At 70.8% G+C, this 15,523-nt stretch carries 9 protein-coding genes and 1 pseudogene; 6 read left to right on the top strand and 4 right to left on the bottom strand.

Annotated features, from left to right (window positions below; genetic code table 11):
* Positions 1–161 precede the first annotated feature (161 nt).
* The 4 genes and pseudogenes from WME95_RS46225 to WME95_RS46210 form a co-directional block, all read right to left on the bottom strand.
* Positions 162–548 carry a hypothetical protein gene (locus WME95_RS46225; RefSeq protein ID WP_437905574.1) on the bottom strand — a complete coding sequence of 129 codons (387 nt, stop codon included), beginning with the start codon at positions 546–548 and terminating at the stop codon, positions 162–164.
* A gap of 340 nt (positions 549–888) precedes the next feature.
* A pseudogene (locus WME95_RS46220) lies at positions 889–1,628 on the bottom strand (SDR family NAD(P)-dependent oxidoreductase).
* A gap of 566 nt (positions 1,629–2,194) precedes the next feature.
* On the bottom strand, positions 2,195–3,433 hold the full coding sequence (locus WME95_RS46215; protein WP_437905573.1) for a type I restriction endonuclease: 1,239 nt from the start codon (positions 3,431–3,433) through the stop codon (positions 2,195–2,197).
* Positions 3,434–4,112: 679 nt separating this feature from the next.
* Positions 4,113–4,952, bottom strand: a complete 840-nt coding sequence (locus WME95_RS46210) for a hypothetical protein (RefSeq protein ID WP_437905572.1) — start codon at positions 4,950–4,952, stop codon at positions 4,113–4,115.
* Positions 4,953–4,963: 11 nt separating this feature from the next.
* On the opposite strand from WME95_RS46210, the gene WME95_RS46205 reads away from it, so the two are divergent.
* The 6 genes from WME95_RS46205 to WME95_RS46180 all read left to right on the top strand — a co-directional run bounded on the left by WME95_RS46205 (position 4,964) and on the right by WME95_RS46180 (position 15,518).
* The gene (locus WME95_RS46205) at positions 4,964–5,158 is read left to right on the top strand and encodes a helix-turn-helix domain-containing protein (RefSeq protein ID WP_437905571.1); all 195 of its coding nucleotides are present in this window, start codon (positions 4,964–4,966) and stop codon (positions 5,156–5,158) included.
* Between the two features lie 592 nt (positions 5,159–5,750).
* On the top strand, positions 5,751–8,738 hold the full coding sequence (locus tag WME95_RS46200) for a beta-propeller domain-containing protein (RefSeq protein ID WP_437905570.1): 2,988 nt from the start codon (positions 5,751–5,753) through the stop codon (positions 8,736–8,738).
* 205 nt (positions 8,739–8,943) lie between these two features.
* On the top strand, positions 8,944–9,633 hold the full coding sequence (locus WME95_RS46195; RefSeq protein WP_437905569.1) for a hypothetical protein: 690 nt from the start codon (positions 8,944–8,946) through the stop codon (positions 9,631–9,633).
* Positions 9,634–9,866: 233 nt separating this feature from the next.
* Positions 9,867–10,976, top strand: a complete 1,110-nt coding sequence (locus WME95_RS46190) for a glycosyl hydrolase (RefSeq protein WP_437905568.1) — start codon at positions 9,867–9,869, stop codon at positions 10,974–10,976.
* Positions 10,977–11,146: 170 nt separating this feature from the next.
* Positions 11,147–12,613 carry a hypothetical protein gene (locus WME95_RS46185; protein ID WP_437905567.1) on the top strand — a complete coding sequence of 489 codons (1,467 nt, stop codon included), beginning with the start codon at positions 11,147–11,149 and terminating at the stop codon, positions 12,611–12,613.
* Positions 12,614–12,695: 82 nt separating this feature from the next.
* Complete coding sequence (locus tag WME95_RS46180) at positions 12,696–15,518, top strand: AAA family ATPase (RefSeq protein ID WP_437905566.1); 2,823 nt, start codon at positions 12,696–12,698, stop codon at positions 15,516–15,518.
* The last annotated feature ends 5 nt before the right edge of the window (positions 15,519–15,523 follow it).

Genomic DNA, 15,523 nt, shown 5'->3' with positions numbered 1-15,523 from the left:
TTCGGCCGCAGCGCAGGCCGCGGCCGGACGGCGACGGTTGACGTGCGATGTCTCAGCGCGATCGCCCGTAATGTTCGACTCCGCGCTCGGCAAAGCGGACCCGGCATTCCGTGATGGCCGCGCCCAACTCCGTGCCCATCACGGCAGGGCCCAACCCTGTCCTAGCGCCGATAGGGACGATAGTAGCCGGTAGCCGGACGGTAGTAGCCGGCAGCCGGCCGGTAGCCGCCCACAGCCGGCCGGTAGCCGCCCACAGCCGGCCGGTAGCCGCCCACAGCCGGCCGGTAGCCGCCCACAGCCGGCCGGTAGCCGCCCACAGCCGGCCGGTAGCCGCCCACAGCCGGCCGGTAGCCGCCCACAGCCGGCCGGTAGCCGCCGACAGCCGGCCGGTAGTTGTAACGCACGCTGTCGGGCGACGGTGGCGTTGATGTCTCCTCGACGAGGTTCAGGTTGTCGATCGGCACCGTATTCGCCGCAGAAGCAAGCGCAGAGATCCCGCACACTCCTGCGCAGACGGCGATGAGGCCAAGAATTTTCACATGGTTCATTTGTCGGCTCCTTCCCTCTTCGGTTGCGCCCGTGGGCGCGACGTTGCGCCCATGACGATGCAGGAAACGAGCCGAGTTCGACCGGTGCGGCAGGTGGCAGGCTGCTGATCGCAGCGCACCAATCATCCCTGAAATGTGGGCTGGCCAGGTGAAGGTGCGCGATGCGTGAGCAGCGCGCTGCGGCGCTGGAGCATCCGCGGCATGACAGCCATTCATGGCAGTCAAGAACCTACCGCAGCAGGGAGCATCCAGCACCTCGGGAGACCCTGTTCAGGAACCTGCGGAGGTCGTGGCGAGACGCCATGAATCTGGCGTGTGAACGGGCGCCGAGCCACCTCGCTCACCAGGGCAGCGGACCCTCCTCGTTCGAGAAGCTGCCCGTCGGCCCGTTCGCGTCGAGCAGCGCCAGCCGCACCGGCTCGCGCGCCCCTTGCTCCACGCCGCGCGTCCCCCTGAAATCGTTCAGATCCGTCGCGGTGAACCCGGGGCACGCCGCGTTCTCCTTGATCCGCGTCCCCTCCAGCTCGTTCGCGAACGCCACCGTGATCGCGTTCAGCGCGGTCTTCGACGGCACGTACGCCGCGTTCGGCATCCGATGCGGGTTCGACGGATCGCGCTGCTTCGCCAGCGACCCCACCTCGCTCGACACGTTGACGATCCGCCCCGCTGGCGCCTCGCGGAGCAGCGGCAGCATCGCCTGCGTCACCGCGATCACCCGAACACGTTCGTCTCGAACACCGCCCGCACCTCGGCGACGCGCGCTACGCTCGGTCGGTTCGCCTTCAGCAGCTCTTCGAACGGCGTCCCCGGCTTCCCGGCGCGGGAGATCGCGGCGTTGTTCACAAGCACGTCCAGGCGCCCGAGCTCGCCCCGAATCCACGCCGCCGCCGCCGCGATCGACGCCTCGCTCGTCACGTCCAGCTGCACCGCGCGCGCCCCGGACCCGTCGAGCTGCCCGTTTCGGTGCCTGGCCTCCGCGTCCTCCGCACGACCACCCAGACCGCCCGCGCCGGCGTCAAGCAGTACTACGCCATCGCCCGCATCGAGCGCGGCGACTTCGACTGGTGGGGGCGAGGCAATGCGTGGCGCAGCACCCCCGGCTCCATCCTCGTCAAGGAGCCCGGCGACGTCCACCGTGACCTCGCTCTCCACGGGCCCACCGTCTTCACCGCCGTCGTCCTCCCCGCGAACGACGTCGCCCACGCCCGCGACGCGGGCAAGGTCGTCGCCATTCCCCACCTCGAAAGCCGGGGACGAACGTGCCGCCCCCTTCCACCGCCTCCTCGACGACCTCGCCGCCTACGCCTCCCTCGACAAATTCCACCTCTGCCGCGCCTTCCGAGCCCAGATCGGCATGCCTCCCCACATGCACCTCACCCACCTCCGCGTCCAGCGCGCCCAACAGCTCCCCACCCAGGGCGTGAGAGCGTCCGAGCTCGCCCCCGCGTCGGGTTCTACGATCAGAGCCAGCTCACGCGGCACTTCAGGAGGATCGTCGGGGTGACGCCGGCGAGGTACGGGAACGGGAGGGTGAGCGTCGCGGGGTAGCGGACGTACTCGTGGGGAGACAACGTCTTCGGTCACGAGGTCGTCTACGGCGGCGTGAGGTCAGGATAGGGCGTGCCTGATAGTGGCACTCGAAGTTGCTAGTGGGGCATGGCGACGCCAGCCGGCGACTCTTCTTCCTCGGGTGCGTCGCCAGATTCGGCGCGACGAATCTCGTCCTCGAAGGCGAGCATCAGCAGAGGCCTCAGCCGCTCGAGGTCCTTCAGGCCGCTGACGTATACGCGGCTCTTCCCGACGTTTTCGCTCGGCACGTCGACCTCAAATCCTGGCGCGAGCAGCGTTGCTCTGTCGGCGGGGACTTTGGTAACCACGGACTTACGCTTGCCGTCGAAGAACAGGCGAACGAACCACTTTTTCGTGTTCCCGATGTTGACGCCGAAATAGTTAACCGCGTCTCGGTAGTGAACCTGGGCCTTGCTGGCCGCTGGAGAGTCGGCGCATATGCGACGAATGACCTCGTAGGCGTCCAACTCCTCTTGAGTCGTGACGACGCCTTTCCCCTGCTCCGGAGCTGAGTCTCTTGAAGGCGGCGCAGCCTGCGGGGGTGGCTGTGGTATGGGCGGGGGCGGGGGCGGCGCAGCCACTGCTACGTCCTGCGTCTCTTGCCTGATCGATCTGGTGGCCATGTCGAGCAGGGTTGTCTGGATAGCTTTGCGTACGATCGGTATGAATTTTTCGACGCGCTTCGCCGTGAGCTTGCCCGTCGTGATGTTCAACTCGCCGAGAATGAAGCGCGTGAACTCTTCTGTCGGGTTGCGGAGCACATCGTTGATGTAGGCCGTCATTCGCCCGGTGAAGATGATGTCCTCCGCGCGCGTTCGCACGGTACCGGCATCGAAATTGTCCTTGGAGAACGCATCGAGCGTTTCGACGTCTCTTTCCGTGAATTCGAGCACATTGAACTCGAAGAACGGTCGCTCGCCCATGATGTTAGGTTCTTCAAGATCGGTGAAGAACATGTATCGAACGCCGTTCGTGACAACCGCCACCTTGACGGACGGAGTCGAGTTGAAATACCGAGACAGCTGGCCGCTGTGCGTGTTCGGCTCCGCATCGGCCGGCTTGCACTCGATGAACATCACCGGCACGCCATTGATGTAGATCGCGTAGTCGACCTTCTCGAACTGACCGTTGCTCTTCTTCTTGGCGAAGTCGGCCACATACTCAGGGCGAACCTCCGTCGGGTCGAACACGTCGTAGCCAAGTGCTCCAAGAAATGGCATCACGAGAGCGTTCTTGGTCGCCTCTTCGCCGATCGTGTTTGGGAGCCTCTTCCGAACTTGCTCCGCGAGACGCCGCATGTTGTCAATAAGCGCCATCGTTGCCTCCTGCTCCAGCCGAGCCATACTTGGCTAGGAAGCCTGTAAGGCTACGCGCTCGACGAGATGCCAGTCAACGGCGCGGTCTCGGACAACAGTATCCGCCGTGGTAGTGAAAGGTATTACCTGGGTTCCGTTCTCCGCTTGGGCACGGGCCGAACCAGCGGTTCCGCGGGGGTGTCCTCCCGCTCAACCTCGCGCTCGCCGGCGACTGCGCCGTATGGCTCCATGGGTTCGGCCGCGCGGAGTATGTACGCTTGCACGCGGACATCGGGGCGCTTCGGCGCGCGCGCCGCGCGCGATGACGCTGCGGAGCGACGGATGTCCACCAAACCATGCACCCGACGAGCGGCGGGCTACGCGGCCGCCATCGGCCACCGTAGATGGGGCCCGCGATGACGACGGCTCCCAGCGCCTCGCACTCACCCCGGCCAGCTCCCGCGCGCGCGCCGCGTCTCCGGCCCGGTAGAGCTTCCGGTCGTCCTTCACCACGCCGGCGCGCAGCTCGTAGATCCGCGCGTATCCGAGCAGGTCGTTCGCGAGGTCGCGGTTGCCCCTCGCCCGGCGCGGGAGGAGGACAACCCCGCGGCGCGCCTCGCGCTTACCGCCCTCGACCCCCTCGAGGCGTCTTGCTCTTCCTTCCCCGGCCCTGCTCGAGATGGCAACCTGGCGCCTCGATCTACGAGACGGTGACCCAGCAGCTGCTGCCCGAAAGGACGCCTTGAAGGCGCACGTCCACGTTGACGACGGAGTCTCCCGTACGGATGGTCACCTGGTCATGAAACGGCTGCTCGACCAGCGTGCTGTTCGCATCGTAGTACTTCACCTCGCCGCGGATCACGGTGCTCCCGATCGGCTCGACCGCGATCTGGAAGGTGGCCCGGCCGATGTGGCTGCCCACGACCGACCAAGGTCCCCAGAACGGGGCGGGGGCGGCGTATACCTGGTAGCGCTCGGAGCGTCGCGCGGCCCTGACCCGCGGGGCGGGAGACCCCCGCCCCGCCGCGGACCGGCGCTCGCCGATGAGGTTCGCCGAGACGTCCGCGTTCGCTGGCGTCTCGATCCATGAGCGGAAGCGGTAAGGGAAGCCGGGGACGGCGGTCTTGTAGTCGACGACCTCCATCAGGATCGGCTGGGCGTGGTCGGCGAGCGTGGGGTGCCAGGCCGCGAGGTGCGTCCGCAAGGACTCGAGCGAGGTGCCCAGGAACAAGGGCACGTTCCCGCCCTCCTGGTCGGACCTGATCTCGTATTCCATCCACACGTCGTGCGAGCTCATCGCCGAGTCCAGGGAGACGCTGCCCGTCCCGTACCAGAAGTCGAGCGCCGCCTTCACTTTTGCCGTGGTCATGGTGTCGAGCCGGGCGAAGCGGAACAGCGGGGAGATGTACCCGCCGTAATGCATGATCTTCACGATCTGCGTGCCGTGCGTCGCGCGGAAAGCGTCCGCGCCGATCCGCTCCAGCCCGGGGGACAGGGCGATCGACGTGGCGACCACGCGCCGCACGAGCGCCACGACCATGACGGATCGGGATGCCTCCCCACATGTACCTCACACACCTCCGCGTCCAGCGCGCCCAGCAGCTCCTCACCCGGGGCGTGAGAGCGTCCGAGCTCGCCCCGCGCGTCGGGTTCTATGATCAGAGCCAGCTCACGCGGCACTTCAGGAGGATCGTCGGGGTGACGCCGGCGAGGTACGGGAACGCGCGGGTGAGCGTCGCTGGGTAGGCGACGAGCTCGAAGACGAAGCGCGCGGCGGCATCGCTTCAGACGTCGCCCTCGCCGCCTGGATGTAGCCCTTCGCCATCACGCTGTCGAGCCTCGTCATGCTCGCCTTGCCAGCACACGCGAGGTCGAGCGAGCGGAAGAGCGTACCTGCCAATGAATGTTCTGGGTCGTGCATCCAACCAAGCTGACCAATGTCGGTGAGGTGCTGCGAGGCTCGGCCAGCGGCGACCTGTTCAACTTCCTGTGGAGCATGCGCACCGGCGCTGGCCGTCTGGCGACGACCGCGGTGAACTCTACCTGTCTTTGGACTCGAGGGAGGACGGGCGCGAAATCGCAGCACGACCGCGATCCTTTCGCCCGCCGGGGCGGTTCGCAGGAAAGGACATGCGACTGTGCCGACATGGGCCATTGCTGCGGCGAGAATCCGGCGTGCACCGTGGCACATGATGCGCTCACATCACCGAAATCACGCGCAAGTCTCGCGAATGCGCCTGGCCCGTCGCTTGCTGATTACGCCAGCGCGCGACGAAATCGCTGTGCTTTGCACGCGCGCTGCGTCCTGCGCCTTGCTGTCTTCCAAGGAGAGGTAACCATGTCCATCCCGTTCAGGGCCTGCGCCAGCTGGATCGTCCTCGCTGCGACCGCGGCATCGGTCGGACTCGCCGGTTGCGAGCTTGGTGCTGGCACATCCAACCAGACCGGCTTCATCTCCGGCAATCCGACGGGTCCCCGCGGCGGCGATCCGGCGGGTGATGGCTCGGGCGACGCCAGCTCGGGCACGGGAGGAGGCGACGACCCGGAAGCGGCGCCGGTGCCGCCGCGCGGCGGAGCCATCGCGGAGCGCGCTCTCCGCGACGCCGACATCGTCCAGGAGAAGGACGGCAGGCTCTACGCGATGTCGGGGTACTCGGGGCTCAGCGTGATCGACGTCTCACGCGACGGACTGCGCGTCCTCGGGACCCGCCGGATGTACGGCTCGCCCGTCGCGATGTACCTGCGCGACGGGGTCCTCTACGCCCTGTTCTCCGGGTGGAGACACGTCGTGCCCGACGCGCAGGGGGGCGCGTCCCACCGCGATTTCATGAGCCGCGTCGAGGTGCTGGATGTCTCCGATCCAGCGGAGATCCAGCCCGTCGGCTCGTTCGATCTGCCGGGCAAGCTCACCGAGGCGCGCCTCGCCGGCGACGTGCTCCACGCCGTGACCTACGAGCACGGCTCCTGCCTCGGGTGCGCCGCCGCGCCGAACACCACCGTCACCTCCCTCGCCGTCGGCGACCCGGCGGACATCGCGGTCATCGATCAGCGGAGGCTCGTCGAGAGCGCCCCTTCGGGCTACTGGGGATGGCCCAGCGTGAGCGTCAGCGATGATCGCGTGGTTGTCGCCAGCGCCACATGGAACGGCGGCGAGGAGGAAGGGCGCGCCACCATCCAGGTCGTCGACATCTCCGACCCCAGCGGCGCCCTCGTCGAGGGCGCGCGCGTCGACGTGACGGGCGAGATCGCGAGCCCCTGGCAGGTGGATGAGCACGACGGCGTGCTCCGCTTCGTCAGCCTGCCCGGCCCCTGGCAGCCCGACGCGAGGCCTGGCATCCAGACCTTCTCCATCGTGTCCTCCCAGGAAATCGTGCCCCTCGGCGCGAGCGAGCTCGACGTGCACCCGGCCACAGAGGTGCGCTCGGTCCGCTTCGACGGCAACCGCGCTTACGTGGTCTCGGAGCACGTGAGCCCCGTGCTCACCGTCGACCTGAGCGACCCGGCGAACCCCGCCCAGGTCGGCGGGATCGAGGAGCCCGGCTCGATCTTTCACGTCGAGCCGCGCGGAGATCGCCTGTTCGCCCTCGGGTTCGCCAACGACAGCGGCGAAGGATCTCTGGCCGTCTCGCTCTTCGACGTCTCCGATCTCGCGAACCCCACGATGCTGGAGCGCGTTGCCTTCGGCGGCAAATGGGCACGCGTCGCCGAGGAACACGACCTCATCCACGAGGCGTTCTCTCTCTTCGACGGCCTCGGCACCCTCGCCGTGCCCTACAGCGAACGGACTTTCGACAAGTCGTTTCACGACTGCGATCCCGTCACGATCGGCGTCCAGCTCATCGATTTCACGCGCGACACCCTCTCGAAGCGCGGCTTCGTCGCCACGGGCGGACGGGCGCGGCGCGCCCTCGCCAGTGGGGAGCGGCTCGTCGCCGTCTCCGACCTGGGCGTCGAGGCCTTCGGCATCGACGATCGCGGCGCCCCGGCCAAGATCGCCGGTATCGCGCTCGCGACGCTCGCCGACAGCGCGGTCGCTGTCGACGACATCGTGGTCCGCGTCGGCGCAGACGCGAATACGGGGGGCGGCGCCTGGCTCGAGATCGCGTCGGCCGCGAGCCCGGGCCTCGCCGAGCCCATCGCCAGGCTCGACGGCGCGGCGCTGTACACGGAGGCCCCCGCCTGCCGGCACCACCTCGACAACGCCCGCCTCTTCGCGCACGGACAGCACGTCTACGTGCTCGCGCAGACATCGAACACCGCGTTCACGCGCCTCGCGATCATCGATGTCGGGGACCCGGCCGCGCCGCGCGTGGTCGCCCAGCGCGATCTGCCCTTCCGCCCCGGCGCGCTGTACACGAATCCTTCCGGCGCTCTCGTGTCCGCGGGCGACTCCGTGGTTCAGGTCGGCAGCACCCTCGTGCTCCGTGGCGTCAGCGATGACGGCTACTACGCTTTCGAGGAGGACCGGCCCCCTCACGAGGCGTGGCTCGATCTGCTCGACCTCTCCGACCCGCTGAACCCGCGGCACAGCTCGGTGGCGCTCCCGGACGGCGCCGGCCACACGGGCCTTCAGCTCGACGGCACCACGGTGCTCGTCTCGCGCTGGGCGCCGCTGCCCGACGATCCCTCCAGGGCGCGCTTCTATCTCGATCGCATCGACGTCGCAGACCCCTCCTCGCCGGTGGTGCGGGCGCCGGTCAACGTGCCCGGCTCGCTGCTCGCGTTCGATGGCGCGTCGAGCAGGCTGCTCACGGCGGATTACGAGACCGTCGAGACCCCGGTGGTGGGGAGGGAGGCGTGTGCTCACAGCTTCGCGTCGAACGCGGCGTTCACGCCGGCGGCCGCCGGCGATGACGCCGGTCCGGGCGTGTGCAGGGGCACGCGGAGGACGCTCAAGCTCCTCGATCTCGGCGACACGGGCGCACGACTCCTGGACGAGAGTCCTGTGGACGACACCATGGCGGTCATGAAGGCGCTCGCCGGCGAGAACCGCGCCTTCCTGTCGGTGGAGGACGCCGCCCACGACGGGAGGTCCTCGATCCTCGTGGCCGGCGGGCTGCAGGAGGGCAGCCTGAACACCGCGACGCTGGAGAGCGCGGGCTTCGACCATAGCTATGGCCCGCTGCTCCTCGCGGACGGAGCGCGCCTCCTCGTCGTCGACAACTACTGGCCCATGCTCTCCGTCCTCGACGCGACCGACCTCACCGCGCTCTCGTTCGAGAAGAAGAGCGACCTCCCGGGGCATGTGGTCCACGCGACGCTCTCCGGCGACCGCGCGCTCTGCTCCTGGGGCTACGGCCTCGAGGCCGTGGACGTCGGCCCTTGATCCACGTCGCGCGTCGCACGGCCTAGCCGCGCGCGCGCCACACGAGGATCCGCGTCCTCCGACCAAGCCGCGTCGACCAGCGCTAATTTTCTTGAATGACCGTCCCAGTGGCATGTCTGGTAGCAAGCCGAAGTGCATCGCGAGGAGGGGAACGATCATGCGCAGAGAATTGGAGTGTTTCACGCCCATGAATGGACTTGCACAGATGCGAACGTTGGCGATGGGTTGCATCGCCGCGAGCGTCCTCGGCCTCGCCGCGTGCGGCGACGAGGGGCAAACGAGCAGCAACGCTGGAGGCGCCGGCGGGCAAGGCGGTGTCGGGGGCGCCGGCGGGCAAGGCGGTGTCGGGGGCGCCGGCGGGCAAGGCGGTGTCGGAGGCGCGGGCGGGCAAGGCGGTGCCGGAGGCGCGGGCGGAGGGGGATCGAGCGCGTGCGAGCCCGGCGTTTCGGGGACGGCCACGCCCGTGACGATCCGCTTCCGAAACACAGGGGCGACCGAGCTCCTGGTCGGCGACACCCAGTGCATCTCGACGTGGATCGTGACCTCGTCGAGCGGCGCCGAGGCCCCGAGGAACCTGGCGAGGCCGCTGTGCGACGACGGGAACCCGATCTGCCCCGCGGATTGCCTCGACGCTGGCTATAAGCCGCTCCCGCCTCGAGGCGAGCTGACGTTCACCTGGAACGGCGTCATCTTCGAGAGCGTCGACGCAATGGAGGCGGGGTGCCCCGCGGCTCAGGCGGGCGAGCTGTGCCCCGCGATGTGCGCGCGGCCCGTGGACGCCGCGCCGGGCAGCTACACGCTCAAGGCCTACGCGTACGACGGATCGACGCCGATTGAAGCGACGGTCACGTTCACGTACCCCGATATGGCCGAGGTCGAGGCGGTGTTCCCATAGATCGAACGGCTCGCCGGCGCTCGGCGCGGACCTCGGCGCGGCGCGCTCGCCCTCGTCCCCGCCTTTGCGCTCCTGGCTTGCGGCGCGCGCACCAGCCTGCTGGAGATCGAACCTCCGAGCGAGGGTGGCGCGTCGTCAGCGTCGTCCTCTGCCGCATGCCCCTCCCGCGCGGGGGCAGAGCTCTATCCTCGTACAAACCTGGGCTCGAACCCGAAGCCCCTCACGAGGACCCGATGAAGCGCTCCACCCTCCTCCTCTCCCTGCTCGCCGCGGCGAGCTTCGCCTCCGCGTGCGGCGGCGGCGACGACACCGGCACCGGCGGTGGCGGCAACGGCCACGGCGGCGGCGACGCCGGCAACGGCGCGCTGTTGTTCGGCCCCTACAAGGACACCGGCGTCCACATGAACTGGGACACCAGCGTGATCTCCACGAAGGTGTCGGGGACCCAGGCCGTGTTCGCCGACGACCTCAGCGCCGCGGGCGGCGACGTCGTCAGCCTGGCCTTCGCCACCGGCGAGTGCGGCAACGAGCGCTGGGGCGGCGTGCCCGGCGCGGCGATGGCCGCCGCCAACGTCCCGGTGCTCGAGGCCGCCGGCGTCGGCTACATCCTGTCGACAGGCGGCGCGGCGGGCTCGTTCACCTGCGGCTCCGACGCCGGCTTCGCGGCCTTCCTCGATCGCTGGGCCGGACCGCACCTCATCGGCGTCGACCTCGACATCGAGGCCGGCCAGTCGCCCCAGGTGATCGCGGCGCTGGTGCAGCGCCTCGAGACCGCGCACGCCGCGTACCCGAAGCTGCGCTTCAGCCTGACCCTGGCGACGCTCGCCAGCAACGAGGGCGCGTCGACGGCGCGCTCCCTCGGCAGCAACATCCGCTCGAGCCTCAATGTCCTCGGCGACACCGCCATGGCCGCGATCGCCGACGTCTTCGGCTTCGACGGCAGCGCGGCGACCTGGCCCAGCTACGTCACCGTCAACCTGATGACCATGAACTACGGCTCGCCCGGCCCCGGCGTGTGCGTCGTGTCCGGCGGCCAGTGCGATATGGGCCAGTCGGCGATCCAGGCCGCGTACAACCTGCACGATCACTTCGGCGTGCCCTACGCCAACATCGAGCTCACCCCGATGATCGGCGGCAACGACGTCCAGGGCGAGCTCTACACGCTGACCGACGTCGACGAGACCGCCGCCTTCGCCAGGTCCCAGGGCCTCGCCGGCGTCCACTACTGGTCCTACGACCGCGACGTCGACTGCCCGATCGGCGCCGCCTCGCCGGTGTGCAACTCCCTCGGCAACGCCGGTACCCGCGGCTTCCTCGCCCGGTTCCTCGCCGCGGGGCTCTGACCACAGCGCGACCGCGCACGGCGGAGCGGCCGGCGTACGGGGTGAAGCGGCCCTGCGCCCCGGACGCCGCCTGGCCGGGGGCCAGAGCGCCCCCGCCGATCCCGAAAAATGGGTGATGGCGGCGGCGAGGTGCGGCCACACAGCCTCGACCATCACCTCGGAGGTACCGGATGCGATGTGGGACATGGCTGGCGCTCTTCGCTCTCCCCGCGCTCGCGGCGTGCGCGGCGGTTCCAGACGAGCCGCCCCGCGCGCTCTCGGTGGAGGAACCGCCCGTGGCCTCCGACGCCGGCGAGGCAGCCGCCTGCGGCACCCTCGCGGCCGCGGGGCCCTCGCTGAGCCTCGCGCAGCCGGGCACGGACCTGCTCGATCCTCAGTGGGTCCTCGGGGCCACGGACGCTCCGGTCTATCTCTACACCTCGGCGGCGACACCGACGGGCCGGGTCGTCCAGCGGGTCGCCCTGGATCCCTGGTCAGCGCAGCCGCCCGCCTTCAGCGAGCCGGCGCTGGCGCTGGACGCAAAACACCAGACCATCCCGGGCGATGCCTTCGCGGTGGCACGGCTCTATCCGCTCGACGACGATGACAACTTCGAGTCCGTGGTCATTTACCGAGAGCGCTATACGACCCCCTTCCCGGCTCCCCTGCCGCCAGGCGGCTTTTTCAGGACCGCGCGCGCCTGGAGCGAGGGCAGCGAGCCCTTCTCTTCATGGTCGCAGCACATCGGCACGTACTACGGCGAACGCATGGTGTCGTTTCGTTCCTCAGGGGTGGAACAGCTCGCGATCACCGAGGTCCAGGAGCCCGGCCCGCGATACTCGATGGTGGCCGGCACCGTGACGGAAGGGGTGGGCCACTCGATGTTCGGGCTGTACTTCGGGTGCGCAACAACGCCCGTCGCCGTTGATGCGGCACGGTGGACGCAAGTGGATGAAGAGGACACGGGATGGGTGCTGCACTACTGGCTCATCGGCGCCGCGCTGGGCGCGCCCACCGAGTGGAGGCTCGGGTGGAATCCGTGCGACGTGAAGTACCCGGGCCCCGGACCGGCGACGACCATTTACCTGGGGCGGTACTCCGCAGACGGCATCAGCATCGGCCTCAACGGCGGCGCGATCGCCTCGAAGGAGGCGATCCACGAGGCCGCGCCGGTCGCGCGCCTCCGCATGGCCCCCCGCCTGGACGGCGCGTGGCTCGCCTGGACCCTCGCGCCGCTCGAGGACGCGCCGAGCGCGCTGCGCGTCGCGCGCATGACCCCTTCGGGGGAGGTCGCGCTGCCCCCCATCACCGTCCCCTCGTGCTCCACGCCCGTCACGGGATCGCTGGCCGCCGAGCAGGTGGACGGAGACCTGGTGGTCGCGGTCGTCGAGACGAACACGGGCGGCAAGGACCGGATCGTGCTCCGCCGCCTCGACGCGGCGGGCACGTTGACCTGGATGACCACCCTTTTCCCGGGAGGAAAGGTGGAAGGCAGCCTGTCGATCCTCGCGCAGCGCGGTCGCGGGCTCCTGATCGCGTGGGCGGAGCGGCCGTCGAGCTCGTCCGCCTCGCAGCTGCGCGCGGTGCGCCTCGGTTGCGCCGAGGGGTTCGCCCCTGCCACGCCCGTCTGCGAGACCGAGGACGTGATCCCTCAGTGACGCGGCGCGCGGCCGCCGGCCTCCGAAACTTGGCCCGCCTTCGCCCGGCGTGCGAACCCCGAGCCCGGAGACCTCTGCAAGGATGACCAGCCCTCGCTCCCACGCCGAGCTCGTCACGCTGCGCAAGCTCGCGCAGGACCTCGCCGCCCAGCGCAAGGAGCGCCTGTCGAGCGTGCACCTCCTCGCGGCCATCGCCCTGAGCGGAGGCCCCGCCGCGGATCTGCTCCGCGATCGGCGGCTCGACGACGAGGCCCTGCTCAAGGCGACCCGCTCGGTCGACGACGAGGGCCCCGACCCGATCGGCCGGGCGATGGGGGGCGCGCGCGACGTCGCGAAGCGAGCGACCGCGAAGGAGCCCGCGGCGCTCCACCTGCTGCTCGCGCTCCTGTCCGACCGCAGCTCGGCCGCGCACCGCGCGCTCACCCAGTCGGGGGTCGACCTGGCGCGGCTGCGGACCGCGGCGCTCCAGATCGCGCTCGGCGTGGTGCAGGCGCGGCGGACGCCCGCGCGGCTGCTCCACGACGGCGGCGCGCCGGAGACGCCGCCCGCGCCCGCCGCGACGACCGCGGCGCGCCGCGCCCGCGGCGAGGCCGCCGATCCGGCGCGCACGCCGCGCTCGCCGCGCACGTCCCAGGAGCTGCGGCCCACCAGGGGCGCCGGCGTCGCCGTCCCGGAGCCGCGGCCCGCCAAGGGCGCCGGCGTCGCCGTCCCGGAGCTGCGGCCCGCCAGGGGCGCCGGCGCGCCGGAGTCACGGCCCGCCAAGGGCGCCGGCCCGGGCGTCACCGTGCCGCTGTTCCCGCCGACGCCGCTGTTCCCGCCGGGGCGCCCCCGCCCCGCCGCGGCCCCGGCCGACGCGCTGACCTCCGCCGAGTCGATCGCCGCCCTCACGCCCACCCCCTCCCCGGCGTCCTCGGCCTCCCCTGCCCCCGCTTCCGCCGCCTCCCCCGCCGCGCCCGCGCCGGGGCGGCCGTTCCCGCCGCTCGCGCCGCCGACCGCCACGAGCGCCGCCGCGAGCGCCGCCCTCGCGGCGCGCTTCACCCTCGACCGCGCGCGCTTCCCGGCCCTCGCCTCGCTCGGGCACAACCTCTCGCTCGCGGCCGTGCAGGGGGAGCTCGAGCCGATCGTCGGCCGCGAGCACGAGATCGAGCAGGCGCTCGACGTCCTGGCCAAGCGCCACGCGAACAACCCCTGCCTCCTCGGCCCGGCGGGCGTCGGCAAGACCTCGGTCGCGCGCGGCGTGGCGCACCGGCTCGCGTTCGACGAGCGGGAGCCGCGCGTCGTCGTCGAGCTCGTGCCCTCGGAGCTGCTCGCCGGCACCGGCGCGCGCGGCGCGCTGAGCGAGCGCCTGTCCGCGCTCCGGTCCGAGGTCCGCGAGGCGGGCGGGCGGGTCATCCTGTTCATCGACGGCCTGTCGGAGCTCTTCGGCAGCGGCGCGCTCGACGAGGCGATGGCCGAGATCAAGCTCGCGCTCGCCCGCGGCGAGCTCACGCTGATCGGCACCGCCACGCCCGAGGAGTACAGGAAGAGCATCGAGGCCGACCCGGCGCTCGCGCGGCGCTTCACGATCGTCGAGATCGACGAGCCCGAGGAGGACGAGGCGTTCCTGCTGCTCCAGAGCGTCGCGGTCGGGCTCGGCGCGCACCACGGGCTCGCGTTCACGGACGAGGCGCTGGCCTCGGCCGTCGCCTGGTCCGTGCGCTACCTGCCCGGGCGCGCGCTGCCCGACAAGGCGCTCTCGATCCTCGACCTCGCGGGGGCGCGCACGCGGCGGCGCGCGTCGTCGACGTCAGGCGCGTCACGCGCGCCGCGCGCGGCGCTCCGTGAACCTGCGCAGCCCGCGCGGCAGGTGGGCCCCGCCGAGGTCGCCGAGGTGGTCTCCGAGCTCGCCGACCTGCCGGTCGAGCGGCTGCTCGAGACCGACCGCGAGCGGATGCTCTCGCTGGAGACGCTGCTCGCCGAGAACGTCGTCGGCCACGGCGAGGCGCTTTCGCGCATCGCGCGGGTGCTCCGCCGGAACGCGGCCGGCCTGCGCGCGCGCCGCCCGATCGGATCGTTCCTGCTGCTGGGGCCGACCGGCGTGGGCAAGACGGAGACGGCGAAGGCGATCGCCGAGGCGCTGTTCCACTCGCCCGACGCGATGACGCGGCTCGACTTCTCCGAGTACGCGGAGTCGCACGCGGTCGCGCGCCTCGTCGGCGCGCCGCCCGGCTACGTCGGCCACGAGGCCGGCGGCCAGCTCACCGAGGCGGTGCGGCGGAGGCCCTACCAGGTGGTGCTGCTCGACGAGATCGAGAAGGCGCACCGCGACGTGCTCGAGGCGTTCCTCCAGGTCTTCGACGAGGGCCGCCTGACCGACGGCCGAGGCCGGCGGGTGGACTTCACGAACACGGTCCTCGTGATGACCTCGAACCTCGGCGCGGCGGAGGCCGGCGCGCTCCGGTCCGAGCGCTCCGTGGGCTTCGCCCGCGCCTCCTCGGCCGTGTCACCCGAGCGCCTCGGGGAGACGATGCTCGCCGCGGCCCGCGCGGCGCTGCCGCCCGAGCTCTACAACCGCATCGACGAGGTCCTCTGCTTCGCGCCGCTCACGCGGGCGGACGTCGCCGAGATCACGCGGCGGCTGCTCGGCGGCCTGGAGCGCGAGCTCGAGGCGCGCGGCGTGGAGCTCGAGGTCGAGCCCGAGGCCATCGACGCGCTGCTCGACGCCGGGGGGTTCGACCCGGAGCTCGGCGCCCGGCCGATGAAGCGCACGATCGCGCGCCTCGTCGAGGCGCCGCTCGCGGAGCTCATCCTGCGCGGCCAGCTCGAGGAAGGGTCGGCGGCGCTCGTCGGCGTCGAGCAGGGCGAGGTCGTCGTGGACGCGATCGCGCGGGCCGGCGAGCGGCGCTACGCCGCGTGCTCCAGCTGAAGCGC

Origin of the sequence: Sorangium sp. So ce327, from assembly GCF_051530205.1 — a bacterium.
GTDB classification, from domain to species: Bacteria; Myxococcota_A; Polyangia; order Polyangiales; family Polyangiaceae; genus Sorangium; species Sorangium cellulosum_B.
The sequence above is the reverse complement of the archived record's forward strand: the minus strand, read 5'-3'. Positions and strand labels throughout refer to the sequence as shown.